At 51.7% G+C, this 23,323-nt stretch carries 24 protein-coding genes, 1 other RNA gene and 1 pseudogene; 18 read left to right on the top strand and 8 right to left on the bottom strand.

All coding sequences use genetic code 11. The annotated features are described in order from the left end of the window. Positions 1 to 47: 47 nt before the first annotated feature. The 16 genes from AABJ99_RS06035 to AABJ99_RS06110 all read left to right on the top strand — a co-directional run bounded on the left by AABJ99_RS06035 (position 48) and on the right by AABJ99_RS06110 (position 16,256). Positions 48 to 371 (top strand): DUF2190 family protein, encoded by a 324-nt coding sequence (locus AABJ99_RS06035; RefSeq protein ID WP_001097045.1) that lies wholly within the window; start codon positions 48 to 50, stop codon positions 369 to 371. Further along, on the top strand, positions 364 to 639 hold the full coding sequence (locus AABJ99_RS06040; RefSeq protein WP_001283153.1) for a DNA breaking-rejoining protein: 276 nt from the start codon (positions 364 to 366) through the stop codon (positions 637 to 639). Before AABJ99_RS06035 ends, AABJ99_RS06040 begins: the two co-directional genes overlap by 8 nt. Positions 640 to 650: 11 nt before the next feature. Then, positions 651 to 1,229: a phage tail protein gene (locus tag AABJ99_RS06045; RefSeq protein WP_000677106.1), complete on the top strand. Its 579-nt coding sequence runs from the start codon at positions 651 to 653 to the stop codon at positions 1,227 to 1,229. Continuing rightward, positions 1,226 to 1,627, top strand: a complete 402-nt coding sequence (locus AABJ99_RS06050; protein ID WP_001079419.1) for a phage minor tail U family protein — start codon at positions 1,226 to 1,228, stop codon at positions 1,625 to 1,627. Before AABJ99_RS06045 ends, AABJ99_RS06050 begins: the two co-directional genes overlap by 4 nt. Before the next feature lie 10 nt (positions 1,628 to 1,637). Then, entirely contained in the window at positions 1,638 to 2,381 is a 744-nt protein-coding gene (locus AABJ99_RS06055; protein ID WP_000211106.1) for a phage tail protein, read from the top strand. Between the two features lie 59 nt (positions 2,382 to 2,440). Then, the gene (gene gpG / locus AABJ99_RS06060) at positions 2,441 to 2,827 is read left to right on the top strand and encodes a phage tail assembly chaperone G (protein WP_001298500.1); all 387 of its coding nucleotides are present in this window, start codon (positions 2,441 to 2,443) and stop codon (positions 2,825 to 2,827) included. An 8-nt stretch (positions 2,828 to 2,835) separates the two neighbouring features. Further along, entirely contained in the window at positions 2,836 to 3,165 is a 330-nt protein-coding gene (locus tag AABJ99_RS06065) for a phage tail assembly protein T (RefSeq protein ID WP_052970427.1), read from the top strand. Next, entirely contained in the window at positions 3,137 to 6,193 is a 3,057-nt protein-coding gene (locus tag AABJ99_RS06070; protein WP_266186992.1) for a phage tail tape measure protein, read from the top strand. Before AABJ99_RS06065 ends, AABJ99_RS06070 begins: the two co-directional genes overlap by 29 nt. Continuing rightward, positions 6,193 to 6,522 (top strand): phage tail protein, encoded by a 330-nt coding sequence (locus AABJ99_RS06075; RefSeq protein ID WP_102786160.1) that lies wholly within the window; start codon positions 6,193 to 6,195, stop codon positions 6,520 to 6,522. The genes AABJ99_RS06070 and AABJ99_RS06075 overlap by 1 nt, the downstream gene beginning before the upstream one ends. A gap of 9 nt (positions 6,523 to 6,531) precedes the next feature. Beyond that, positions 6,532 to 7,230, top strand: coding sequence for a phage minor tail protein L (locus AABJ99_RS06080; RefSeq protein ID WP_060615496.1), 699 nt, complete (start codon positions 6,532 to 6,534; stop codon positions 7,228 to 7,230). 5 nt (positions 7,231 to 7,235) lie between these two features. Further along, positions 7,236 to 7,979, top strand: coding sequence for a C40 family peptidase (locus AABJ99_RS06085; protein WP_077129139.1), 744 nt, complete (start codon positions 7,236 to 7,238; stop codon positions 7,977 to 7,979). Next, positions 7,877 to 8,524: a tail assembly protein gene (locus AABJ99_RS06090; RefSeq protein WP_266107342.1), complete on the top strand. Its 648-nt coding sequence runs from the start codon at positions 7,877 to 7,879 to the stop codon at positions 8,522 to 8,524. Before AABJ99_RS06085 ends, AABJ99_RS06090 begins: the two co-directional genes overlap by 103 nt. A 60-nt stretch (positions 8,525 to 8,584) precedes the next feature. Then, positions 8,585 to 11,998 carry a phage attachment tail tip protein J gene (gene gpJ / locus AABJ99_RS06095; RefSeq protein WP_338387516.1) on the top strand — a complete coding sequence of 1,138 codons (3,414 nt, stop codon included), beginning with the start codon at positions 8,585 to 8,587 and terminating at the stop codon, positions 11,996 to 11,998. 70 nt (positions 11,999 to 12,068) lie between these two features. Then, a complete protein-coding gene (locus tag AABJ99_RS06100) occupies positions 12,069 to 12,668 on the top strand; it encodes an Ail/Lom family outer membrane beta-barrel protein (protein WP_046881135.1) in 600 nt (199 codons plus the stop codon). Positions 12,669 to 12,732: 64 nt separating this feature from the next. Beyond that, complete coding sequence (locus tag AABJ99_RS06105; protein WP_338387517.1) at positions 12,733 to 15,672, top strand: prophage tail fiber N-terminal domain-containing protein; 2,940 nt, start codon at positions 12,733 to 12,735, stop codon at positions 15,670 to 15,672. After that, positions 15,672 to 16,256 carry a tail fiber assembly protein gene (locus AABJ99_RS06110; protein WP_086586008.1) on the top strand — a complete coding sequence of 195 codons (585 nt, stop codon included), beginning with the start codon at positions 15,672 to 15,674 and terminating at the stop codon, positions 16,254 to 16,256. Before AABJ99_RS06105 ends, AABJ99_RS06110 begins: the two co-directional genes overlap by 1 nt. A gap of 112 nt (positions 16,257 to 16,368) precedes the next feature. On the opposite strand, the gene AABJ99_RS06115 is transcribed toward AABJ99_RS06110, so the two are convergent. The 6 genes and pseudogenes from AABJ99_RS06115 to smpB form a co-directional block, all read right to left on the bottom strand. Beyond that, positions 16,369 to 17,316, bottom strand: a complete 948-nt coding sequence (locus tag AABJ99_RS06115) for a hypothetical protein (protein WP_000627053.1) — start codon at positions 17,314 to 17,316, stop codon at positions 16,369 to 16,371. Positions 17,317 to 17,553: 237 nt separating this feature from the next. Next, positions 17,554 to 17,789: pseudogene (locus tag AABJ99_RS06120) on the bottom strand (DinI-like family protein). A gap of 303 nt (positions 17,790 to 18,092) precedes the next feature. Beyond that, positions 18,093 to 18,461 (bottom strand): hypothetical protein, encoded by a 369-nt coding sequence (locus AABJ99_RS06125; protein WP_000551278.1) that lies wholly within the window; start codon positions 18,459 to 18,461, stop codon positions 18,093 to 18,095. A gap of 2 nt (positions 18,462 to 18,463) precedes the next feature. Continuing rightward, entirely contained in the window at positions 18,464 to 18,925 is a 462-nt protein-coding gene (locus tag AABJ99_RS06130) for a hypothetical protein (protein ID WP_000353836.1), read from the bottom strand. Between the two features lie 182 nt (positions 18,926 to 19,107). Continuing rightward, positions 19,108 to 19,470: a transfer-messenger RNA gene (gene ssrA, locus AABJ99_RS06135) on the bottom strand. 214 nt (positions 19,471 to 19,684) lie between these two features. After that, positions 19,685 to 20,167 carry an SsrA-binding protein SmpB gene (gene smpB, locus AABJ99_RS06140; protein WP_000162574.1) on the bottom strand — a complete coding sequence of 161 codons (483 nt, stop codon included), beginning with the start codon at positions 20,165 to 20,167 and terminating at the stop codon, positions 19,685 to 19,687. A gap of 170 nt (positions 20,168 to 20,337) precedes the next feature. Between smpB and ratA the strand changes: the two genes are divergently transcribed. Further along, positions 20,338 to 20,775 carry a type II toxin-antitoxin system toxin RatA gene (gene ratA, locus AABJ99_RS06145; RefSeq protein WP_001300750.1) on the top strand — a complete coding sequence of 146 codons (438 nt, stop codon included), beginning with the start codon at positions 20,338 to 20,340 and terminating at the stop codon, positions 20,773 to 20,775. Then, entirely contained in the window at positions 20,765 to 21,055 is a 291-nt protein-coding gene (yfjF, locus tag AABJ99_RS06150) for an RnfH family protein (RefSeq protein WP_001117842.1), read from the top strand. The genes ratA and yfjF overlap by 11 nt, the downstream gene beginning before the upstream one ends. Positions 21,056 to 21,116: 61 nt before the next feature. Here the strand turns inward: yfjF and bamE are convergent, their stop codons facing one another. Next, positions 21,117 to 21,458: an outer membrane protein assembly factor BamE gene (gene bamE / locus AABJ99_RS06155; protein WP_001203437.1), complete on the bottom strand. Its 342-nt coding sequence runs from the start codon at positions 21,456 to 21,458 to the stop codon at positions 21,117 to 21,119. A 148-nt stretch (positions 21,459 to 21,606) separates the two neighbouring features. Next, a complete protein-coding gene (recN, locus tag AABJ99_RS06160; protein WP_039021298.1) occupies positions 21,607 to 23,268 on the bottom strand; it encodes a DNA repair protein RecN in 1,662 nt (553 codons plus the stop codon). Between the last annotated feature and the right edge of the window lie 55 nt (positions 23,269 to 23,323).

The raw sequence follows: 23,323 nt of genomic DNA on the forward strand, positions 1-23,323 counted from the left end.
TTTTGTACCTGAAATCAGCCCCTGAACGGGGCTGTGCGGAGACAGTTATGGCAAAGAATTTTGTAGAAGAAGGAAAAACGGTGGCGATTGTTGCCAGTGCAGCCATCAGCAGCGGAGATCTGGTGCAGGTGGGCGATGTTTTTGCGGTGGCGCTGACCGATATTCCACAGGGTGAAACAGGCGACGGCCTGACCGAAGGTGTGTTTATGCTGCCTAAGCTGAAAACGGATGACATGAAAACGGGTAAGAAGGTTTATCTGAAGTCCGGAAAAGTTCAGCTGACTAACAGCGGCTCTGATCCGCTGGTCGGGGTTGTCTGGGCAGATGCTGGAACCAGTGCAGAAGAAGTGCCGGTAAAACTCAATGTCTGATCCCTTTTCCCGGTTGGCAGCGCGTATGGATGCTATCACGGTCAGAAAGATGGGAAAGACAGCCTCGATTAATGATGTCGATATGACTGTGATCCCGGGAGAAACACTGGCAGAGCTGAATGCTCTGTCCGGACCTGCGGTCTCTCTGGTGGTGTTTTCTTCGGGATACCGCCCACGGCGCGGGGATCGCGTTGTTTATGACGGACAACAATGGACGGTCACACGGCATGAACGCTTTAACGGTAAGCCAATGATCTTTATTGAGTAAAGAGGTGTGGGATGAAGGGGCTTGAGAATGCCATCCGTAATCTGAACAGCCTTGATACCCGTATGGTGCCACAGGCCAGCGCATGGGCGATAAACCGTGTGGCACAGAAAGCGGTCTCTGTTGCCACCCGGCAGGTTGCCGGGAATACCGTTGCGGGAGATAACCAGGTGAAAGGGATCCCCCTGAAACTGGTACGTCAGCGTGTCCGGGTGTTTAAAGCCAGTCCGTCAGGAAAAATGACGGCCAGGATCCGCGTTAACCGGGGCAATCTGCCCGCCATTAAGCTGGGGACAGCCCGGGTCAGACTGGCCCGGCGTGGTGGAAAACTGCAGTACCGTGGCAGTGTGCTGAAGGTGGGTAAATATCTTTTCCGGGATGCGTTTATTCAGCAACTGGCGAATGGTCGCTGGCATGTGATGCGGCGTATTGATGGCAAAAATCGTTACCCCATTGATGTGGTGAAAATCCCGCTGTCCGGACCGCTGACACAGGCATTTGAAGATGCCCGCGACCGCATCATTGCTGCGGAAATGCCGAAACAGCTGGGGTATGCACTGAAACAACAACTGAGGTTATGGCTGACCCGATGAACCGACATACACAAATCCGCCAGGTCGTACTGGCACGCCTTCGGGAACAGTGTGGAGACAGCGCCACGTTTTTTGACGGACTTCCGGCATTTGTTGATGCGCAGGAACTGCCTGCCGTGGCGGTGTGGCTGAGTGATGCTCAGTACACCGGAAAAATGACGGATGAAGATGACTGGCAGGCTGTTCTGCATATTGCTGTCTTCATCCGGGCACAGGCACCGGATTCAGAGCTGGATATGTGGATGGAGAGCACCATTTTCCCGGCCCTGAATGATGTACCGGCACTTTCCGGACTCATCGACACCCTGATCCCACTCGGTTTTAACTATCAACGTGATAATGAGATGGCCACCTGGGCGATGGCGGAAATCACGTACCAGATCACGTACACGAATTAAGGAGGTGGCAATGACCACACCAAATCCACTGGCAAAAACTAAAGGTGCGGGAACGACGTTCTGGATGTACACCGGCAAGGGCGATGCGTTTGCGAACCCTTTATCGGACACTGACTGGCTGCGTCTTGCGATGGTGAAGGATCTGCAACCTGGCGAAATGACCGCTGATGCAGAAGATGACACTTATCTCGATGATGAAGATGCAGACTGGAAAACGACAACCCAGGGGCAGAAATCCGTCGGTGATACTTCGGCGACGCTGGCCTGGCGTCCGGGTGACAGCGGGCAGAAAAAACTGGTTCAGTTGTTCGACTCCGGTGAAGTCTGCGCGTTTCGTATCAAATATCCCAACGGTACTGTTGATGTTTTCCGTGGCTGGCTGAGTTCACTGGGTAAAACCATTGCCTCAAAAGACGTGATGACCCGCACCGTGAAAATCAGCGGTGTGGGGCGTCCATATCTGGCAGAGGAGGGCACTGAAACTGTGGGCGTTACCGGGCTGACGGTGGCACCGGCATCCGCCAGTGTCAATGTGGGAGCAACCACCACGCTGACCTTTACAGTAAAACCTGACGGAGCCAGTGACAAAGCGATCAGTGTGCATTCGACAGATCCACAGACAGCCACTGTGACCCTGAACGGACTTGTGGCCACGGTGAAAGGCGTGAAGCAGGGCAGCGTCAGCATTGTGGGCATGACTTCTGACGGCGATTTTGTGGCAGTGGCTACGGTGGCTGTCAGCGCCGCAGGTTAACAGGATGATACTCATCATTTGCCCCGGTTATCCGGGGTTTTTTGCAGGTGGAGAATATGATGTTTCTGAAACAGGGCACGTTTAATTATGAAAAACAGTCCGTGGTGCTCAGTGAGCTGTCCGGGCTGCAGAGAATTGAATATCTGGCGTTTGTTCAGCAGCGAACGGCAAAGTTTGATGCCGGGGAGGGAGAACTGCCGGAGGCTGAACGACAGATTGCTTTTCTGCGGATGGGGATGGATATCAATGCCTGGCTGGTTTCCCGCTCACTGTGGAATGCGGATCAGTCTAAGGATGTAGAGACGCTTTGCGCATCCGTTATTACAACATGGTCGTATGATGCCCTGGGTGCGGGGGCGGAGATGGTTCTGTCGCTGAGCGGTATGGGGGCCATTGATAATGCCGGGGATGATGAGCATGAGGCGCTGACGCCGGAAAAGTCCTGACGCGGGAAATGCAGTTTGTCATGCGGCTTGCCCGGGAGTTCCGGCGGGCAGACTGGCGGCGGATGCTGTCGGAAATGTCAGCCACTGAGCTTGGTGAGTGGGGCGATTATTTCCGGATGCAGAGCTTCAGTGATGTGTGGATGGATGCGCAGTTTGCCTCGCTGAAGGCATTGATCGTGAGAATGGTGTCCGGCAGCAATGATGCTGCGGTGGCTGATTTCAGCCTTTTACCGGAAGAGAACGGGATACCGGAGCGAACGGACGAAGAACTGATGCATCTTGGGGAAGGTATTTCCGGAGGTGTGCGTTATGGACCAGATAGCCAACCTGGTCATTGATTTGGGGATTGATGCGGCAGAGTTTAAAAATGAAATTCCCCGTATCAAAAACCTTCTGAATGGTGCAGCCAGCGATGCAGAACGGTCTTCTGCCCGTATGCAGCGTTTTATGGAGCGTCAGACTCAGGCCGCCCGGCAGACAACGCAGGCGGCTTCTTCGGCTGCAACAGCCGCATCCGTCCATGCGCAGACGGTGGAGAAGAACGCACAGGCTCATGAACGCATGGCCCGCGAGGTGGAGAAAACCCGCCAGCGCATGGAGGCACTGAGCCAGAAAATGCGCGAGGAACAGGCGCAGGCCATGGCTCTGGCGGAGGCTCAGGATAAAGCGGCTGCTGCGTTTTATCGTCAGATTGACAGTGTGAAACAGGCCAGTGCGGGGCTGCAGGAATTACAGCGTATTCAGCAGCAGATCCGACAGGCCAGAAACAGTGGCGGGATTGGTCAGCAGGATTATCTGGCGCTGATTTCTGAGGTTACGGCGAAAACCCGTGTTCTTACACAGGCTGAGGAAGAGGCTACCCGACAGAAAGTGGCGTTTATCCGTCAGCTTAAAGAGCAGGCAACCCGCCAGAATCTTTCATCTTCTGAGTTGCTTCGTGCTAAGGCTGCCCAGCTGGGGGTAAGCAGTGCTGCAGAAGTGTATATCCGCAAAATGGAGCAGGCAGGAAAAGCCACGCATTCGCTGGGTCTGAAAAGTGCAGCGGCCCGCCAGGAGATAGGCGTTCTGATAGGTGAACTGGCCCGCGGCAATTTAGGGGCGCTGAGGGGATCCGGGATAACGCTGGCTAACCGTGCCGGATGGATAGACACACTGATGTCACCGAAAGGCATGATGCTGGGCGGGGTTATTGGCGGTATTGCCGCGGCTGTCTATGGTCTGGGTAAAGCCTGGTATGACGGTCAGAAGGAGGGGGAAGAATTTAACCGCCAGCTGTCGCTGACGGGGCATTATGCCGGAGTCACTGCCGGGCAGATGTGGACGCTCAGTCGTGCTATTTCCGGGAATGGTATCACGCAACATGCTGCAGCCGGTGCGCTGGCTCAGGTGGTGGGGAGTGGTGCATTTCGTGGAAACGATATCGGTATGGTGGCGAGAGCTGCCGCACAGATGGAGCGATCGGTTGGCCAGTCGGTCAGCGATACCATAAGTCAGTTTAAGCGGCTGAAGGATGATCCTGTAAATGCCGCGAAGGCTCTGGACAATGAGCTGCATTTTCTTACTGCCACTCAGCTTGAGCAGATACGCGTCCTTGGGGAACAGGGGCGGTCCAGTGATGCGGCACGGATAGCCATGTCTGCACTGGCAGAGGAAACCGGTCGGCGTACTGCGGATATTGATAATAACCTCAATGCGCTGGGCAGTACGCTGAAGTATCTGTCTGATTTATGGAGTCGTTTCTGGGATGCGGCCATGAATATTGGTCGTGAAGACTCGCTGGATGAACAGATTTCCGCTTTACAGGAGAAAGTGTCGCGGGCGAAAAGACTCCCTTGGACGGCATCATCTTCTCAGGTTGAGTACGATCAGCAGCGTCTTAACGAGCTTCAGGAGAAAAAACGCCAGAAGGATTTGCAGGATGCAAAAGAGCAGGCAGAGCGGAATTATCAGGAGCAACAGAAACGCCGTAATGCTGAAAATGCTGCACTGAACCGGATGAATGAAACGGAAGCAGCACGACATCAGCGTGAAATTGCGCGTATTAATGCCATGCAGTACGCCGATCAGACTGTCAGGGATGCGGCGATACAACGTGAAAATGAACGTTACGAGAAAGCCCTGGCATCCGGTAAGAAAAAAACACGCGAAACCCGTAATGATGAGGCCACCCGGTTATTGCTGCAGTACAGTCAGCAACAGGCACAGGTGGAAGGACAGATTGCTGCTGCCAGACAGTCAGCAGGCATTGCCACGGAAAGGATGACAGAAGCGCATAAACAGCTTCTGGCTCTGCAGCAGCGCATCAGCGACCTGGACGGGAAAAAACTGACGGCAGATGAAAAGAGTGTGCTGGCCCGTAAAGATGAACTGATTCAGGCACTGACGCTGCTGGATGTAAAACAGCAGGAGCTTCAGAAACAGACGGCACTCAACGAGCTGAAGAAAAAAACAATTCAGCTGACCAGTCAACTGGCTGAAGAAGAGCGTGCTCAGCGTCAACAACATAATCTGGATATCGCCACGGTGGGTATGGGTGATCAGCAGCGGCAGCGATATCAGGTACAACTGAGTCTTCGTCAGAAATACCAGCAACAGCTGGAGCAGTTGAGGCGGGATAGTGAGCAGAAAGGGACATATAACACGGATGACTACAGAAAGGCCGAGCAGGCGCTGACGGAGAGCCTGAACCGACAACTGAATGAGAATCGCCGTTACTGGCAACAGCTTGAAATTGCTCAGGGTAACTGGAAAAGCGGAGTCCTGCGTGCACTCCAGAATGTCACTGAGAATGCGGATAACACAGCCTGGACAGTGGAACAGTTGTTCACGTCTGCGTTCAGTAGCATGAGTGACTGGCTGGCGACATTCTGTACTACAGGCAAACTCAATTTCAAATCTTTTACTTCTTCTGTGCTGTCAGATATGTCCAGAATCATGGCTCAGATAGCTTTAATGAAAGCGGTAAAAGGCATTGCTTCCGCGCTGCCTTTTGATTTTGTAGCCAATGCTGATGGCGGTGTTTATCAGTCGGCTGATTTGAGTCGCTACAGTGGCACGGTGGTTAACCGTCCGACGTTTTTTGCTTTTGCAAAAGGCGCGGGTGTGATGGGGGAAGCGGGACCTGAAGCCATTCTGCCACTGCGTCGTGGTGCTGACGGTAAGCTGGGGGTTGTGGCGGATATTGGTGGTTCAGGTATGGCGATGTTTGCCCCGCAGTACAACATTGAGATCAATAACGATGGCACGAACGGGCAGATAGGTCCGGCTGCCCTGAAGGTGGTTTATGACCTTGGGAAAAAAGCGGCAGCGGACTTTATGCAACAGCAGGCCCGTGATGGTGGTCGGTTAAGTGGAGCATATCGGTAATGGAGACGTTTCACTGGAAAGTGCGCCCGGATATGAATGTGGTATCAGAGCCGAAAGTGGTGACAGTGAAGCTGGGCGATGGTTATGAACAGCGTCGTGCGGCGGGACTGAATAACCAGTTGTCGACTTACAGCGTGACGATACGTGTTCGTAAATGTGAACACCCATCTTTAAAAGCCTTTCTGGAACGGCACGGTGGCGTCCGCGCATTTCAGTGGACGCCACCTTATGGCTGGAAACCGATTAGGGTGGTTTGTCGTAAATGGTCGGCAAGCGTGGGGGCGCTGTGGGTAACCATAACGGCAGATTTTGAACAGGTCGTGGCATAGGAGGCTCTGATGCAGGATATTCCACAGGAAACACATCATGAGACGACACGCCTCACTCAGTCAGCCCAGGTGGTGCTCTGGGAAATCGATCTGACAGAGGTCGGTGGTGAACGTTATTTTTTCTGTAATGAGCAGAACGAAAAAGGTGAGCCGGTTACCTGGCAGGGGCGGCAGTATCAGGCATACCCCATTCAGGGGACAGGATTTGAACTGAACGGCAAGGGCAGTGCTGCCCGTCCGACACTGACGGTTTCTAACCTGCACGGCATGGTCACGGGGATGGCGGAAGACCTGCAGAGTCTGGTCGGCGGAACGGTGGTCCGGCGTAAGGCTTACGCCCGTTTTCTGGATGCGGTGAACTTCGTCAACGGAAACAGCGACGCCGATCCGGAGCAGGAGGTGATCAGCCGCTGGCGCATAGAGCAGTGCAGCGAACTGAGTGCGGTCAGTGCCTCCTTTGTGTTGTCCACACCGACGGAAACGGATGGTGCCGTTTTTCCGGGGCGCATCATGCTGGCTAATACCTGCACCTGGACCTATCGCGGTGATGAGTGCGGTTATCACGGTCCGGCTGTCGCGGATGAATATGATCAGCCGACGTCCGATATCACGAAGGATAAATGCAGCAAATGCCTGAGTGGCTGTAAGTTCCGCAATAATGTCGGCAACTTTGGCGGCTTCCTTTCCATTAACAAACTTTCGCAGTAAATCCCATGACAGAGACAGAATCAGCGATTCTGGCGCACGCCCGGCGATGTGCGCCAGCGGAGTCGTGCGGCTTCGTGGTGAGAACGCCGGAAGGGGAAAGATATTTTCCCTGCGTGAATATCTCCGGTGAGCCGGAGGAGTATTTCCGGATGTCGCCGGAGGACTGGCTGCGGGCAGAGATGCAGGGTGAGATTGTGGCGCTGGTCCACAGCCACCCCGGTGGTCTGCCCTGGCTGAGTGAGGCTGACCGGCGGCTGCAGGTGCAGAGTGATTTGCCGTGGTGGCTGGTCTGCCGGGGTGAGATTCATAAATTCCGCTGTGTGCCGCATCTCACCGGGCGGCGCTTTGAGCACGGGGTGACGGACTGTTACACGCTGTTCCGGGATGCTTACCATCTGGCGGGGATTGAGATGCCGGATTTTCATCGTGAGGATGACTGGTGGCGTCACGGTCAGAATCTCTATCTGGATAATCTGGAGGCAACTGGGCTATATCAGGTGCCGTTGTCAGCGGCGCAGCCGGGCGATGTGCTGCTGTGCTGTTTTGGTTCATCGGTGCCGAATCATGCCGCTATTTACTGCGGCGACGGCGAGCTGCTGCACCATATTCCTGAACAACTGAGCAAACGAGAGAGGTATACCGACAAATGGCAGCGACGCACACACTCCCTCTGGCGTCACCGGGCATGGCACGCATCTGCCTTTACGGGGATTTGCAACGATTTGGCCGCCGCATCGACCTTCGTGTGAAAACGGGGGCCGAAGTCATCCGGGCGCTGGCCACACAGCTCCCGGCGTTTCGTCAGAAACTGAATGAGGGCTGGTATCAGGTGCGCATTGCCGGGCGTGATGCAGGCGAAAATGAATTATCTGCCCGTCTTAATGAGCCGCTGGCAAATGGTGCCGTGATCCACATCGTGCCGCGTCTGGCGGGAGCTAAAAGTGGCGGTGTGTTTCAGGTGGTGCTTGGGGCGGCGCTGATTGCGGTGGCATGGTGGAATCCTGTGGGTTGGCTGGGTGCCGCGGCTGTATCGGGCATGTATGCGGCAGGGGCCAGTATGATCCTGGGCGGAGTGGCGCAGATGCTGGCACCGAAAGCCAGGACGCCCACGGCAGCCAGTACAGATAACGGCAAACAGAACACGTATTTCTCCTCACTGGATAACATGGTTGCCCAGGGCAATGTTCTGCCCGTTCTGTACGGTGAAATGCGCGTGGGGTCGCGGGTGGTTTCTCAGGAGATCAGCACGGCAGACGAAGGGGATGGTGGTCAGGTTGTGGTGATTGGTCGCTGATACAAAATGTTTTATGTGAAACCGCCTGCGGGCGGTTTTGTCGTTTATGGAGCGTGAGGAATGGGTAAAGGCAGCAGTAAGGGGCATACCCCGCGCGAAGCGAAGGACAACCTGAAGTCCACGCAGTTGCTGAGTGTGATCGATGCCATCAGCGAAGGGCCGGTTGAAGGTCCTGTGGAGGGATTAAAAAGTGTGCTGCTGAACAGTACGCCGGTGCTGGACAATGAGGGGAATACCAACATCTCCGGCGTCACGGTGGTGTTCCGGGCCGGTGAGCAGGAGCAGTCACCGCCGGAGGGATTTGAATCCTCCGGCTCCGAGACGGTGCTGGGTACGGAAGTGAAATATGACACGCCGATCACCCGGACCATCACGTCGGCAAACATCGACCGTCTGCGCTTTACCTTCGGTGTACAGGCACTGGTGGAAACCACCTCAAAGGGAGACAGGAATCCGTCGGAAGTCCGCCTGCTGGTTCAGATACAGCGTAACGGTGGCTGGGTGACGGAAAAAGACATCACCATTAAGGGCAAAACCACCTCGCAGTATCTGGCCTCGGTGATGGTGGATAACCTGCCTCCGCGCCCGTTCAATATCCGGATGCGCAGGATGACACCGGACAGCACTACAGACCAGCTGCAGAACAAAACGCTCTGGTCGTCATACACCGAAATCATCGATGTGAAACAGTGCTACCCGAACACGGCACTGGTCGGCGTACAGGTGGACTCGGAGCAGTTCGGCAGCCAGCAGGTGAGTCGTAATTATCATCTTCGCGGGCGCATTCTGCAGGTGCCGTCGAACTATAACCCGCAGACGCGACAATACAGCGGTATCTGGGACGGAACGTTAAAACCAGCATACAGCAACAACATGGCCTGGTGTCTGTGGGATATGCTGACCCACCCGCGCTACGGCATGAGGAAACGTCTTGGTGCGGCGGATGTGGACAAATGGGCGCTGTATGTCATCGGCCAGTACTGCGACCAGTCAGTGCCGGACGGTTTTGGCGGCACGGAGCCGCGCATCACCTGTAATGCGTACCTGACCACACAGCGCAAGGCGTGGGATGTGCTCAGTGATTTCTGCTCGGCGATGCGCTGTATGCCGGTATGGAACGGGCAGACGCTGACGTTCGTGCAGGACCGACCGTCGGATAAGGTGTGGACCTATAACCGCAGTAATGTGGTGATGCCGGATGATGGCGCGCCGTTCCGCTACAGCTTCAGCGCCCTGAAGGACCGCCATAATGCCGTTGAGGTGAACTGGATTGACCCGAACAACGGCTGGGAGACGGCGACAGAGCTTGTTGAAGATACGCAGGCCATTGCCCGTTACGGTCGTAATGTTACGAAGATGGATGCCTTTGGCTGTACCAGCCGGGGGCAGGCACACCGCGCCGGGCTGTGGCTGATTAAAACGGAGCTGCTGGAGACGCAGACCGTGGACTTCAGCGTGGGTGCTGAAGGGCTTCGCCATGTACCGGGCGATGTCATTGAAATCTGCGATGATGACTATGCCGGTATCAGCATCGGCGGGCGCGTGCTGGCGGTAAACAGCCAGACCCGGACGCTGACGCTCGACCGTGAAATCACGCTGCCATCCTCCGGTACCACGCTGATAAGCCTGGTTGACGGAAGTGGCAATCCGGTCAGCGTGGAGGTCCAGTCCGTCACCGACGGCGTGAAGGTAAAAGTGAGCCGTGTTCCTGACGGCGTTGCTGGATACAGCGTATGGGGGCTGAAGCTGCCGACGCTGCGCCAGCGCCTGTTCCGCTGCGTGAGTATCCGTGAGAACGATGACGGCACGTATGCCATCACTGCCGTGCAGCATGTACCGGAGAAAGAAGCCATCGTGGATAACGGGGCGCACTTTGACGGTGACCAGAGCGGCACGGTGAATGGTGTCACGCCGCCAGCAGTGCAGCATCTGACCGCAGAAGTCACCGCAGACAGCGGGGAATACCAGGTGCTGGCGCGCTGGGATACGCCGAAGGTGGTGAAGGGGGTGAGCTTTATGCTTCGCCTGACCGTGGCAGCGGATGACGGCAGTGAGCGGCTGGTCAGCACGGCCCGGACGACGGAAACCACATACCGCTTCACGCAACTGGCGCTGGGAAACTACAGGCTGATAGTCCGGGCGGCAAATGCCTGGGGGCAGCAGGGCGATCCGGCATCGGTATCGTTCCGGATTGCCGCACCGGCAGCGCCGTCGCGGATTGAGCTGACGCCGGGCTATTTTCAGATAACCGCCACGCCGCATCTTGCGGTTTATGATCCGACGGTACAGTTTGAGTTCTGGTTCTCGGAAAAGCGGATTGCGGATATCAGGCAGGTTGAAACCACAGCCCGCTATCTTGGCACGGCGCTGTACTGGATAGCCGCCAGTATCAATATCAAACCGGGCCATGATTATTATTTTTACGTTCGCAGTGTGAACACCATCGGCAAATCGACATTCGTGGAGGCTGTCGGTCGGGCGAGCGATGATGCGGAAGGTTACCTGGATTTTTTCAAAGGCCAGATAACCGAATCCCATCTCGGCAAGGAGCTGCTGGAAAAAGTCGAGCTGACGGAGGATAACGCCAGCAAACTGGAGGAGTTTTCGAAAGAGTGGAAGGACGCCAACGATAAATGGAATGCCATGTGGGGCGTCAAAATTGAGCAGACCGAAGACGGTAAGCATTATGTCGCGGGGCTTGGCCTCAGCATGGAGGATACAGAGGAAGGCAAACTGAGCCAGTTTCTGGTTGCCGCCAATCGTATCGCGTTTATTGACCCGGCAAACGGGAATGAAACGCCGATGTTTGTGGCGCAGGGCAACCAGATATTTATGAACGACGTGTTCCTCAAACGCCTGACGGCCCCCACCATTACCAGTGGTGGAAATCCACCGGCATTTTCCCTGACATCAGACGGGAGACTGACGGCGAAAAATGCGGATATCAGTGGCAGTGTGAATGCGAACTCAGGAACGCTCAACAATGTCACGATTAACCAGAACTGTACGATTAAGGGCATGCTGGAGGCGACCCAGGTCAGAGGGGATTTCGTTAAAGCTGTATCAAAAGCCTTCCCGAAAAAAGTCGGTACGTGGGGTAACACGGAAACACCAAACGGTACGGTTACAGTCACCATCAGCGATGATCATAACTTTGACCGCCAGATTATTATTCCGCCCATTATTTTTAACGGTATAGCGTATGACGATCCGGGGAGCGGAAATAACCCCGGAGGCACGCGATACACGGGTTATGGTTTTGAAGTTCGCAAAAACGGCGTATTAATCGCGTCCAGAGAAACTAAAGGGGCCATTCCCGGTAGTTACAGTGCGGTTATTGATATGCCGAGTGGCAGGGGAAGCGTCACTCTGGAGTTTAAGGTTTTCCAGAAAGGCAATCAGGGGGCAGGCAATATCACCGACTGTACGGTGATTGTGACCAAAAAAGCCGCTTCCGGCATCAGTATTCGTTGAAATATTTATAACCCCAATAAAGGGCGTCAGGAATGACGCCTTTTTTATTGCAGAAAAGCGAGAGGTAATTATGCGTAAACTTTATGCCGCCATTTTGTCCGCAGCCATTTGTCTGGCCGTATCCGGTGCGCCTGCATGGGCGTCTGAACATCAGTCCACGCTGAGCGCGGGGTATCTTCATGCCCGGACGAACGTTCCCGGCAGTGATGATCTGAACGGGATTAACGTGAAATACCGTTATGAGTTTACGGACACACTGGGGATGGTGACGTCGTTCAGCTATGCAGGAGACAAGAATCGCCAGCTTACCCGTTACAGCGATACCCGCTGGCATGAAGATTCCGTTCGTAACCGCTGGTTCAGCGTAATGGCGGGGCCGTCTGTGCGCGTGAATGAATGGTTCAGCGCGTATGCGATGGCGGGTGTGGCTTACAGCCGTGTGTCGACTTTCTCCGGGGATTATCTCCGCGTAACTGACAACAAGGGGAAAAAGCACGATGTGCTGACCGGAAGTGATGACGGTCGCCACAGCAACACGTCTCTGGCGTGGGGAGCTGGCGTGCAGTTTAACCCGACCGAATCCGTGGCCATTGATGTCGCTTATGAAGGCTCCGGCAGTGGTGACTGGCGCACTGACGGGTTCATCGTGGGTGTTGGTTATAAATTCTGATTAGCCAGGTAACACAGTGTTATGACAGCCCGCCGGTTCAGGCGGGCTTTTTTGTGGGGTGAATATGGCAGTAAAAATTTCAGGTGTACTGAAAGACGGCACAGGAAAACCGGTACAGAACTGCACAATCCAGCTGAAAGCAAAACGTAACAGTACCACGGTGGTGGTGAACACGCTGGCATCTGAAAATCCGGATGAAGCCGGGCGTTACAGTATGGACGTTGAGTACGGTCAGTACAGCGTCAGTCTGTTGGTGGAAGGATTCCCGCCGTCACATGCCGGGACCATCACCGTGTATGAAGATTCCCGACCCGGTACGCTGAATGATTTTCTCGGTGCCATGACGGAGGATGATGCCCGTCCGGAGGCACTGCGCCGTTTTGAGCTGATGGTGGAAGAGGTGGCGCGTAACGCGTCCGTGGTGGCACAGAACACGGCAGCCGCGAAGAAGTCAGCCAGTGATGCCAGCACATCAGCCCGTGAGGCGGCAACCCATGCGACTGATGCTGCAGGCTCAGCACGCGCAGCCAGCACGTCAGCCGGACAGGCCGCGTCGTCGGCTCAGTCAGCGTCTTCCAGCGCAGGAACGGCATCAACAAAGGCCACTGAAGCATCAAAAAGTGCTGCCGCTGCAGAGTCCTCAAAAAGCGCGGCAGCTACCAGTGCCGCTGCGGCGAAAACGTCAGAAACGAATGCTGCAGCGTCACAAAAATCTGCAGCCACTTCTGCATCCACCGCGACCACGAAAGCGTCAGAAGCTGCCACCTCAGCCCGGGATGCGGCGGCCTCAAAAGAGGCAGCGAAATCATCAGAAACGAACGCATCATCAAGCGCCAGTAGTGCCGCTTCCTCGGCAACGGCGGCAGGAAATTCCGCGAAGGCGGCAAAAACGTCCGAGACGAACGCCAGGTCTTCTGAAACGGCAGCGGGACAGAGCGCCTCGGCTGCGGCAGGCTCAAAAACAGCGGCTGCATCATCTGCCAGCGCCGCGTCAACAAGTGCCGGGCAGGCCTCAGCCAGTGCCACCGCTGCCGGAAAATCGGCAGAAAGCGCCGCATCGTCTGCTTCAACAGCCACAACGAAGGCTGGCGAAGCCACTGAACAGGCCAGCGCAGCAGCGAGGTCTGCTTCCGCAGCGAAGACATCCGAAACGAACGCGAAAGCGTCGGAAACCAGCGCAGAATCCTCAAAAACGGCTGCCGCATCGTCAGCCAGTTCGGCGTCGTCATCGGCATCATCGGCGTCTGCTTCAAAAGATGAGGCGACCAGACAGGCGTCAGCAGCGAAAGGCAGCGCCACGACGGCATCCACGAAGGCGACAGAGGCAGCTGGCAGTGCGACGGCGGCAGCTCAGAGCAAAAGTACGGCGGAATCCGCGGCAACGCGCGCCGAGACAGCAGCAAAACGGGCAGAGGATATTGCATCCGCCGTGGCGCTTGAGGATGCGAGCACGACGAAAAAGGGGATAGTACAGCTCAGCAGTGCGACCAACAGCACGTCTGAAACGCTGGCGGCAACGCCAAAGGCAGTAAAAGCAGCCTATGACAATGCAGAGAAACGTCTGCAGAAAGACCAGAACGGTGCTGATATCCCTGGCAAAGACACCTTTACGAAAAATATTGGTGCCTGCCGTGCCTTCGGTGGGTCAGTAAGCACAACAACAGGAAACTGGACGACTGCACAGTTTATCGAGTGGCTGGATTCTCAGGGAGCATTTAACCATCCATACTGGATGTGCAAGGGTTCCTGGTCTTATGGCAATAATAAAATCATTACTGATACTGGCTGCGGTAATATTCATCTCGCAGGAGCTGTCATTGAAGTAATGGGGATAAAGTCAGCGATGACGATCCGCATTACCACACCGACCACCTCCACTGGTGGCGGAACAACTAACTCCCAGTTTACCTATATTAATCACGGAACAGATTATTCACCTGGCTGGCGAAGGGACTATAACTCCAGAAATAAGCCAACGGCATCAGAGATCGGGGCGTTACCGTCAGGTGGAACAGCAGTATCATCAGTTAATCTGGCTTCAAAAGGTCGGGTCACCGCGCTGACAGACAATACGCAGGGGGCAACAGGTCTTGAGTTATACGAGGTGTATAACAACGGATATCCAACAGCGTATGGAAATATCATTCACCTGAAAGGGATGACAGCCGTTGGCGAAGGTGAGTTACTCATCGGCTGGAGTGGTACAAGCGGTGCTCATGCTCCGGCATTTATTCGTTCACGACGGGATACGACCGACGCAAACTGGTCGCCGTGGGCGCAGCTTTACACCTCAGCTCATCCTCCTGCAGAGTTTTATCCAGTCGGTGCACCAATCCCGTGGCCATCAGATACCGTTCCGTCTGGTTATGCCCTGATGCAGGGGCAGACTTTTGACAAATCTGCATACCCGAAACTTGCAGCGGCTTATCCGTCAGGCGTTATTCCTGATATGCGTGGCTGGACGATTAAGGGCAAGCCCGCCAGTGGTCGTGCCGTATTGTCTCAGGAACAGGACGGCATTAAATCGCACACCCACAGCGCCAGCGCATCCAGTACGGATTTGGGGACGAAAACCACATCGTCGTTTGATTACGGCACTAAATCTACGAATAACACTGGTGCGCATACCCATAGTTTAAGTGGCAGCACGAATGCAGCTGGTAATCACAGCCATAGAGATGGCCGTCGATTTAACCCCAGTGTTTTTAAAGATACTTATCAATATGGTTATACAAGCTCAGGTCAAAATACCTGGGGTGTACAAGGCTCAGTAGGTATGTCTACGGGGTGGTTAGCTAATACCAGTACAGATGGTAATCATAGCCACTCACTGTCTGGCACAGCAGCATCTGCAGGTGCACACGCGCATACTGTCGGTATTGGTGCTCATACGCACTCTGTTGCGATTGGCTCACATGGACACACCATCACCGTTAACGCTGCTGGTAACGCGGAAAACACCGTCAAAAACATCGCATTTAACTACATTGTGAGGCTTGCATAATGGCATTCAGAATGAGTGAACAACCACGGACCATAAAAATTTATAATCTGCTGGCCGGAACTAATGAATTTATTGGTGAAGGTGACGCATATATTCCACCTCATACAGGTCTGCCTGCAAACAGTACCGATATTGCACCGCCAGATATTCCGGCAGGATTCGTAGCCGTTTTCAACAGTAATGAGGCATCGTGGCATCTCGTTGAAGATCATCGGGGTAAAACGGTTTATGACGTGGCTTCCGGCGACGCGTTATTTATTTCTGAACTCGGACCGCTACCGGAACATGTCACCTGGTTATCCCCGGAAGGGGAGTTTCAGAAGTGGAACGGCACAGCTTGGGTGAAAGATGCAGAAGCAGAAAAACTGTTCCGGATCCGGGAGGCGGAAGAAACAAAAAACAGCCTGATGCAGGTAGCCAGTGAGCATATAGCGCCGCTTCAGGATGCTGTAGATCTGGAGATCGCAACGGAGGAAGAAAATTCGTTGCTGGAAGCCTGGAAAAAGTATCGGGTGTTGCTGAACCGTGTTGATACATCAACTGCACCTGATATTGAGTGGCCGATAATTCCTGTAACATCATAGTCATTATTTATTTGTTTTGCTGACATGTTGTATACGACAACGTGTCAGCAGTTTGACTGGTATTATAACGAATATATTGTAATGTTTTCTGGTGTTATTAATTGTTGTTTTATTACCATATATCTATGGGTTTTGTTTTCTGCTCATCTAAACAAAATGCACAGATGTAAGCCCCCTTACTTCGGTTGTACTGAACCGTTTCTAAAGCAGAGTCAAGATGTTTACTATCAAAGTTCCAGCTTTTTTCCATAACAGAAACACATTTTCTGCAATAGAAACTTTCTTTTGAGTTAGTATCTCCTGAATCATTTTTAGTGTAGCCAAAGAATTTTTTTGCTGATTCCTTTGAACATGCGGAAATGGCTGCAGTGAACTCATAATGAGTTTGAAGCATAGCCCATACAATACCTGAAAATTCTTCATCCTCGTCTTCATCTAATCCTATATTAATGCCGCCAGAGGAATGTATTGCTTTATATTTATACCTATGCCATATCCAGTGTGCTGATTCAGTATTTAGATAGTTGTGAGCACGTACAACTGATGTGAAAATTAGCTCTGGCATTATATCTGTTTTTTTATCAACCGTATGCATAAAACGATTTCTTAGAATGCGCATACTATTAAACCAAGTAATAAAGTCATCAGGCAGTGATTTAGAGGCGAAAGTATTATATACTTTAATTAAATCTTGGGCGTCTAATGTGTGGAAGTCTGAAAATGAAATGTTACCTTCACTATCAGGTTTAGGTGTATTGCGAGTTGCATTCGTGATAAGTAGATAAGGTGATATTTCGACGATAAGTCCTTTTAGTCTGAATTCAATGGATTGAAGTATCAAATTAAAAGATGTAATCAATTTTGGTCTAGCAAATAACCAATAATGCTCTAAATTTTTAATATCTGATTCTGTATAGAATTCAGACGTTTTACAATAACTATTCCAAAGGTTTATATCTCTGTAATCATAAGCTAAATCGGCAATTTTTTCCCAAGCCTCATTTACCATATGGTCAGCCATTGTATAAAAATCAGTCTTTGTTGGAATGTCAGTTATCATTATCAATCTACCTTTGGGTCTTTATTGTTGTCTATCAAGATATAATATTCAGGCTGGAGTGGCTAATGTTGATCTACTTATTTTCTCCCGGTAAGTCAGTTTATCGCGATATAAGCCGCATTTGATTTTGGCGACTATGGTCGTGTTAGGTATGTATCTGGCGTGTTACTGCGCTAGATTAAATATAAACCAATAATATTAAAGGGTGTTACTCTCTTGACAGATTTAGGGAACAAATCACTCGTCAGCTGACTCCCAAGTATCTTTCAGAGTTTCCTGAACAAAAGTTTTAGCTGAATCTTTATCGGCGGTGCGCCTAACAGAAAAACCATCGTTGCTGGTGGCTTTTACGATCATCTCCACATCGTCATAATGCTCGCCAATGTATTGGGTTAATTCTTCCTTTAATGCGTCTACAGCGCCGTTTGGCATTTGGTCATTTTGTCTTTGGCTATGGAGATCTCAATACGCATAACATTTCTTTTGTACTGCGTTTGTAGACAGTATTATTCTTATCTGTGTAAATAAACAGTATCAAGACTTCGTTTTAGCTGCATAAGAAAAAAGAGATGGATACATTCGGAAAGATTTTGATGGTGGTAGGCTAAGTGAATAGCCTAAAGGTGTTTTACCCCAATTATTCCCCGGTATTTCTCCGCATAAAAAACAATCATAAAAACAACAGCCATAATAGGCTGGTTCTTAAGGGATTTTTGGTCCACGAGAGAATTTGAACCTCCGACCCCCGACACCCCATAATGGTGTAATTAATCAGGTTAAATATTTAGCAGATCCTCTACAATATCATTAAACCCAGATGCCTGTTTAGATACAGAATTGAATAAGTCTCTAAGTGCTTGTGTTTGCTCAAAAGTTTCCCAAAGTGTTTTATAACTTGGCGTTACAATTGCTAATACTAAGCCTTCCGCCCATGACCATTCATGTTCATCAAAATAGTAGCGATATTTTCTGCTGTATATAACAAAATCCTTTTCCTTATATTTAGCATGAAACACAACTTGAATTATATCCTGTGTACCATTAACAAGGTTTTCAGGCGCATCAATTGCCATCCAATTTATCATTTTTTGGACAGTTAACTTATTTAATGAAACAATTAGCTTTGTGGTTTTATCGTTATGCATAATTAGTCCAGTTGCATATCTTTCACAATTTCGTTAACTCTTGAGTTGAGTATACTCAACTTCTCATAGAGCTTCCAGGCTTGGTCTTGGTCATTGATATTAATGGAGATTTCTTTTCTTCGAAAGATTCCTTTGGGTTTGACTTCATCAAAAAATATATCAATCTTTGAGCGTTCCTTGGTTGGAAGCCTGCTGAAAAGGCTTTCAGTTAGCACTGCACACTCAGTAAACTCCTTACGTATAAATTCTTTCTGAGTAACCCAGTCTCCAATAGCATCATTTATCAATGAGGCTTTTTTTTGAAGATTGCTATGGATTTCAGGTATTCGAACCTTGTTTCTGAGAGTGGCCTTCAATGAACGCGTCGTAAAAAAAAGTTTTACAGTTACAACAAAACCGACAATACCCGCTAGGGAGGATATGTCAGTTACCGTCTGTGATAGGGGCCAAGTCAGGATATCCATGATGAAAAATCCAATGCTTAAGTTGATACGAAAAAACCCGCATATGCGGGTTTTTTCGTCGCTCGGGAGCCGCGGCTCCTTTGCGTATCCTTTTTTGTCTCCTCACCGTCTGGTCGGTGTCCTGCTGAGACTGCTAACTTCCTGTTTTTGTTGGTGTTGTCTTTACACCGTCCAATCATGATTGGTGGAGCTGGCGGGAGTTGAACCCGCGTCCGAAATTCCTACATCCTCGGTACTACATGCTTAGTCAGTCTTTACATTCGCTTGCCAGCTGCGGACGGACACGCCACTAACAAACTAGCCTGATTAAGTTTTAACGCTTCAACCCCAGGCAGGGCTTCCACGCGATCTCTTTTGGGTTTGACCTCTCTTGATCCCCGTCCTAAGAGCGGAGGCTAGGGAGAGAGGGCTCTAAGCAGGTTATTAAGCTGCTAAAGCGTAGTTTTCGTCGTTTGCGACTATTTTTTGCGGCTTTTTACGAGGCCAACCGCCCCTCGGCATGCACCTTGGGTTTCGCAAATCCCGTCGAATCCAGAATCAGCCCCAATGTGTAACGGTAAGTATACCAGATTCATGAGTGCCATGACCAGCCTCAATGGCGTTATCGTTAAAGATTTAGCACCCATGTAGCCTGATTTTTATTCGATTAAGCAATGGGATGGCAACATTTGGGTCGGATGTGATAGCCAATAAGATGTTCATTCGCGCCGCCGGAGAGGGTGGCGCGGTGAGGAACTGGTCAATAATTGGAGTGCAGATTTAACGGTGGGCGTTTTTCATGATACGCGCTTTATCCACCTGCCATTCGCGTTCTTTGATGTCTGAACGTTTATCGTGCTGTTTCTTACCTTTAGCGACGCCGATTTTCACTTTGCACCAGGCATTTTTCCAGTACAGGGAGAGCGCCACTACGGTATAGCCTTCTCGATTGACGCGACCGTACAATGAGTCCAGTTCGCGCTGGTTGAGAAGTAACTTGCGGGTACGGGTAGGATCGCACACCACATGCGTGGATGCCACTGCCATTGGCGTGATGTTAGCGCCAAACAGAAATGCTTCTCCATCACGTAGAAGGACGTAGCTGTCGCTGATATTGGCTTTTCCTGCGCGCAGGGATTTAACCTCCCAGCCTTGCAGGGCAAGTCCCGCTTCGAACTCTTCTTCGATAAAGTATTCGTGACGGGCGCGCTTGTTAAGCGCGATGGTCGCTGAACCAGGTTTATGTGCTTTTTTCTTCGTCATAAGCGTCGTGAATCATCGGTAATCTGAAATCGAAAACACCCCATATCAATCCTGCGGGGGACAAGGCTCTATCTTAGCATGAACCCGATGTTACCCAGCGCCGGGATAGCGTTTTTTTTACAGCAGGATAAATGATATTATTTGTTGGATTTTTGTTGATGGAAATTGTTATGCCTCAGATTAGCCGGACCGCACTGGTACCCTACAGCGCGGAGCAAATGTATCAGTTAGTGAATGACGTTCAGTCTTATCCTCAGTTTTTGCCGGGTTGTACCGGAAGTCGGATTCTGGAGTCCACTCCTGGGCAGATGACCGCGGCGGTAGATGTCTCTAAGGCTGGGATCAGCAAAACGTTTACTACCCGCAACCAGTTGACCAGTAACCAAAGTATTCTTATGAATCTGGTGGATGGGCCGTTCAAGAAATTGATCGGTGGATGGAAGTTTACGCCGCTGAGCCAGGAGGCGTGTCGTATCGAGTTTCATCTCGACTTTGAGTTTACCAATAAGTTGATTGAACTCGCCTTTGGCCGCGTGTTTAAAGAGCTGGCGGCTAATATGGTCCAGGCTTTTACGGTTCGTGCGAAAGAGGTTTACAGTGCCAGGTAAAATTGCCGTTGAGGTGGCTTATGCTCTACCTGAGAAGCAGTACCTGCAGCGCGTGACGCTGCAGGAGGGCGCGACGGTTGAAGAAGCTATTCGCACCAGTGGCTTGCTGGAATTGCGTACCGATATCGATTTAACTAAAAACAAAGTCGGCATTTACAGCCGTCCGGCAAAACTGAGCGATACCGTGCATGATGGCGATCGGGTGGAGATTTATCGTCCTCTCATTGCCGATCCTAAAGAGCTTCGCAGGCAACGAGCAGAAAAATCAGCGAATAAATAACAGACAGAAAAAAGGTGCTTATTGAGCACCTTTTTTAACGTCTTTGAGAGCAACTTTATTATTAGTTACCACTCAGCGCAGGTTTGTTATCAATGTTGGTCAACACCCCGCTACTGTTAAAGGTCAGCGTCAGCGTTTGCTGCGTTACACCTTCATGACCTGGTTGCTGGCGGAAGACATAGAACCAGGTATTCGTACCAAATGGATCGGACATCAGCGGTGTACCCAATGCGTACGCAACTTGTTGTTGCGTCATGCCAACACGTATTTTGGATACGTCGTTAGCGGTCAGATAGTTCCCCTGGTTGATGTCAGGACGGTAAACCACTCGCTCCAGAGTGGAACAGCCTGCGGTCAACATCAATAGTACTGCTGCTGCAGCAGTCAGCGTTTTACAGCGCATAGTGATTTGATTCCTTTTCGGGCCCGAGCAGTACGTGGCTCATCTGTAATATGCCGATGATAATAGACCTTTCATCACTTTAAAACCTTTTGCTTTCCGGTCTTACGGCGTTTTGCTGTTTACTCTGACCGTGAAGCAGGAAAAAAGTTTACGCCGCAAGCAGTTCTTTCGCATTCGCCAGTGTGTTACGTGTGACTTCACTGCCACCAAGCAGGCGCGCCAGCTCTTGTAACCGCGCTTTTTTGTCCAGCGACTCCATATGCGTTTCTGTCATCGCACCATCGGTTTCTTTGCTGACAAAATAGTGTTGATGACCACATCCCGCGACTTGCGGTAGGTGGGTAACACACATCACCTGAGTTGATTCGCCGAGTTGACGCAGCAGTTTGCCGACCACTGCTGCTGTTGGACCACTAATCCCTACATCCACTTCATCGAAAATAAGTGCCGGGGTTTCCATTTTACGCGCCGTGATGACCTGAATTGCCAATGCGATGCGGGACAATTCACCACCGGATGCGACTTTGGCAATAGGCTGCATTGGCTGACCTGGGTTGGTGGTTACCCGAAACTCAATACGATCAGCGCCGTCAGTGCCCAGGTGATGCTCGTCAAATTTAACATCAATCGTAAACTGCCCATGCGGCATAGAGAGTGCATGCATACTGTCGGTGATCAGCTGTGCCAACTCATTTGCATAATGCTGGCGTTGCTGGTGTAACGCGCGCGCCGTTTCCAGTGCCTGCTGATGATGTTTCGTTACCGCCAGCGCGAGCGTTTCTTGTGAGTCGGCCTGATCGTCCAGTTGCTGCTGCTCTTCCAGTAGCGACTGGTAATACTGTGGCAATACCTCAGGGCTGACGTGATGTTTACGTGCCAGCGAAATCTGTTTTGAGATGCGCTGTTCAAGTTCAAACAGTCGGTTGGGATCAAGATCCAGACGATCGCAGTAGTGGCGCAGTTCGTCGCTGGCTTCAGCAATCTGGATGGTAGCCTCTTCCAGCATATCAAGTACGCCGGACAGTTTGCTGTCCATGCCAATCAATTCGCTCACCAGTTGTTTAGCCGTGTAAAGCTGGCTTTGCAGGTTTGCGTCTTCGCCGTCGGCCATTAATGCCAATGCATTCTGGCTGGTGGTCAGCAATTGACCGCTGTTCGCCAGACGTTTGTACTCTTCGTCGATTTGCTCAAACTCTCCGGGCTGCGGATTAAATTCGTTCAGTTCTTTTAATTGGTATTGCAGCAGCTCCGCACGAGCGGCGCGTTCCTGACTTAACTGTTGATGATGCGCGAGGTCGCGGCAGCTTTGATGCCACAACTGATAACGTGCGGTCATTTCCTGAAGCAGAGAGGTTTCATTGGCATAGCCATCAAGCAGGAATTTTTGGTGCTCGGGTTTGGTGAGTAATTGATGGGCGTGCTGACCATGGATCTGAATGAGCAACTGGCCCAGTTCGCGCAGTTGTGACAGTGGAACAGCTGTACCGTTGATAAAACCACGAGAGCGACCATCGCTACTGATTACGCGACGAAGCAGGCATTCACGGCCATCTTCCAGTTGGTTTTCTTCCAGCCAGCGCAGTGCTGCGGGTGTATCTTTCAGAGAAAAACGGGCGCACAGATCTGCGCGAGCAGCGCCGGTACGCACCATGTCGGCTTCAGCGCGACCGCCGAGACAAAGGCCCAGGGCATCTATTGCAATAGATTTACCCGCGCCAGTCTCGCCGGTGATTACGGTCATGCCGCTGTGAAAATCAATCTCAAGCTCACGAACGATAGCAAAGTTGCTGATGGTCAGTTGTGCCAACATAGTTGTTTTCCTGTATGAAAAACCATTACTGTTATTGTGTACAGTATAAACTGGT

It is taken from the genome of Escherichia coli (assembly GCF_036503815.1).
Lineage (GTDB): Bacteria > Pseudomonadota > Gammaproteobacteria > Enterobacterales > Enterobacteriaceae > Escherichia > Escherichia coli_F.

Bases quoted from the DNA above. Each gene is read 5' to 3' on its own strand.
- AABJ99_RS06035 (WP_001097045.1), top strand. From the start codon at position 48: ATGGCAAAGAATTTTGTAGAAGAAGGAAAAACGGTGGCGATTGTTGCC.
- AABJ99_RS06040 (WP_001283153.1), top strand. From the start codon at position 364: ATGTCTGATCCCTTTTCCCGGTTGGCAGCGCGTATGGATGCTATCACG.
- AABJ99_RS06045 (WP_000677106.1), top strand. From the start codon at position 651: ATGAAGGGGCTTGAGAATGCCATCCGTAATCTGAACAGCCTTGATACC.
- AABJ99_RS06050 (WP_001079419.1), top strand. From the start codon at position 1,226: ATGAACCGACATACACAAATCCGCCAGGTCGTACTGGCACGCCTTCGG.
- AABJ99_RS06055 (WP_000211106.1), top strand. From the start codon at position 1,638: ATGACCACACCAAATCCACTGGCAAAAACTAAAGGTGCGGGAACGACG.
- gpG (WP_001298500.1), top strand. From the start codon at position 2,441: ATGTTTCTGAAACAGGGCACGTTTAATTATGAAAAACAGTCCGTGGTG.
- AABJ99_RS06065 (WP_052970427.1), top strand. From the start codon at position 2,836: ATGCAGTTTGTCATGCGGCTTGCCCGGGAGTTCCGGCGGGCAGACTGG.
- AABJ99_RS06070 (WP_266186992.1), top strand. From the start codon at position 3,137: ATGGACCAGATAGCCAACCTGGTCATTGATTTGGGGATTGATGCGGCA.
- AABJ99_RS06075 (WP_102786160.1), top strand. From the start codon at position 6,193: ATGGAGACGTTTCACTGGAAAGTGCGCCCGGATATGAATGTGGTATCA.
- AABJ99_RS06080 (WP_060615496.1), top strand. From the start codon at position 6,532: ATGCAGGATATTCCACAGGAAACACATCATGAGACGACACGCCTCACT.
- AABJ99_RS06085 (WP_077129139.1), top strand. From the start codon at position 7,236: ATGACAGAGACAGAATCAGCGATTCTGGCGCACGCCCGGCGATGTGCG.
- AABJ99_RS06090 (WP_266107342.1), top strand. From the start codon at position 7,877: ATGGCAGCGACGCACACACTCCCTCTGGCGTCACCGGGCATGGCACGC.
- gpJ (WP_338387516.1), top strand. From the start codon at position 8,585: ATGGGTAAAGGCAGCAGTAAGGGGCATACCCCGCGCGAAGCGAAGGAC.
- AABJ99_RS06100 (WP_046881135.1), top strand. From the start codon at position 12,069: ATGCGTAAACTTTATGCCGCCATTTTGTCCGCAGCCATTTGTCTGGCC.
- AABJ99_RS06105 (WP_338387517.1), top strand. From the start codon at position 12,733: ATGGCAGTAAAAATTTCAGGTGTACTGAAAGACGGCACAGGAAAACCG.
- AABJ99_RS06110 (WP_086586008.1), top strand. From the start codon at position 15,672: ATGGCATTCAGAATGAGTGAACAACCACGGACCATAAAAATTTATAAT.
- AABJ99_RS06115 (WP_000627053.1), bottom strand. From the start codon at position 17,316: ATGATAACTGACATTCCAACAAAGACTGATTTTTATACAATGGCTGAC.
- AABJ99_RS06125 (WP_000551278.1), bottom strand. From the start codon at position 18,461: ATGCATAACGATAAAACCACAAAGCTAATTGTTTCATTAAATAAGTTA.
- AABJ99_RS06130 (WP_000353836.1), bottom strand. From the start codon at position 18,925: ATGGATATCCTGACTTGGCCCCTATCACAGACGGTAACTGACATATCC.
- smpB (WP_000162574.1), bottom strand. From the start codon at position 20,167: ATGACGAAGAAAAAAGCACATAAACCTGGTTCAGCGACCATCGCGCTT.
- ratA (WP_001300750.1), top strand. From the start codon at position 20,338: ATGCCTCAGATTAGCCGGACCGCACTGGTACCCTACAGCGCGGAGCAA.
- bamE (WP_001203437.1), bottom strand. From the start codon at position 21,458: ATGCGCTGTAAAACGCTGACTGCTGCAGCAGCAGTACTATTGATGTTG.
- recN (WP_039021298.1), bottom strand. From the start codon at position 23,268: ATGTTGGCACAACTGACCATCAGCAACTTTGCTATCGTTCGTGAGCTT.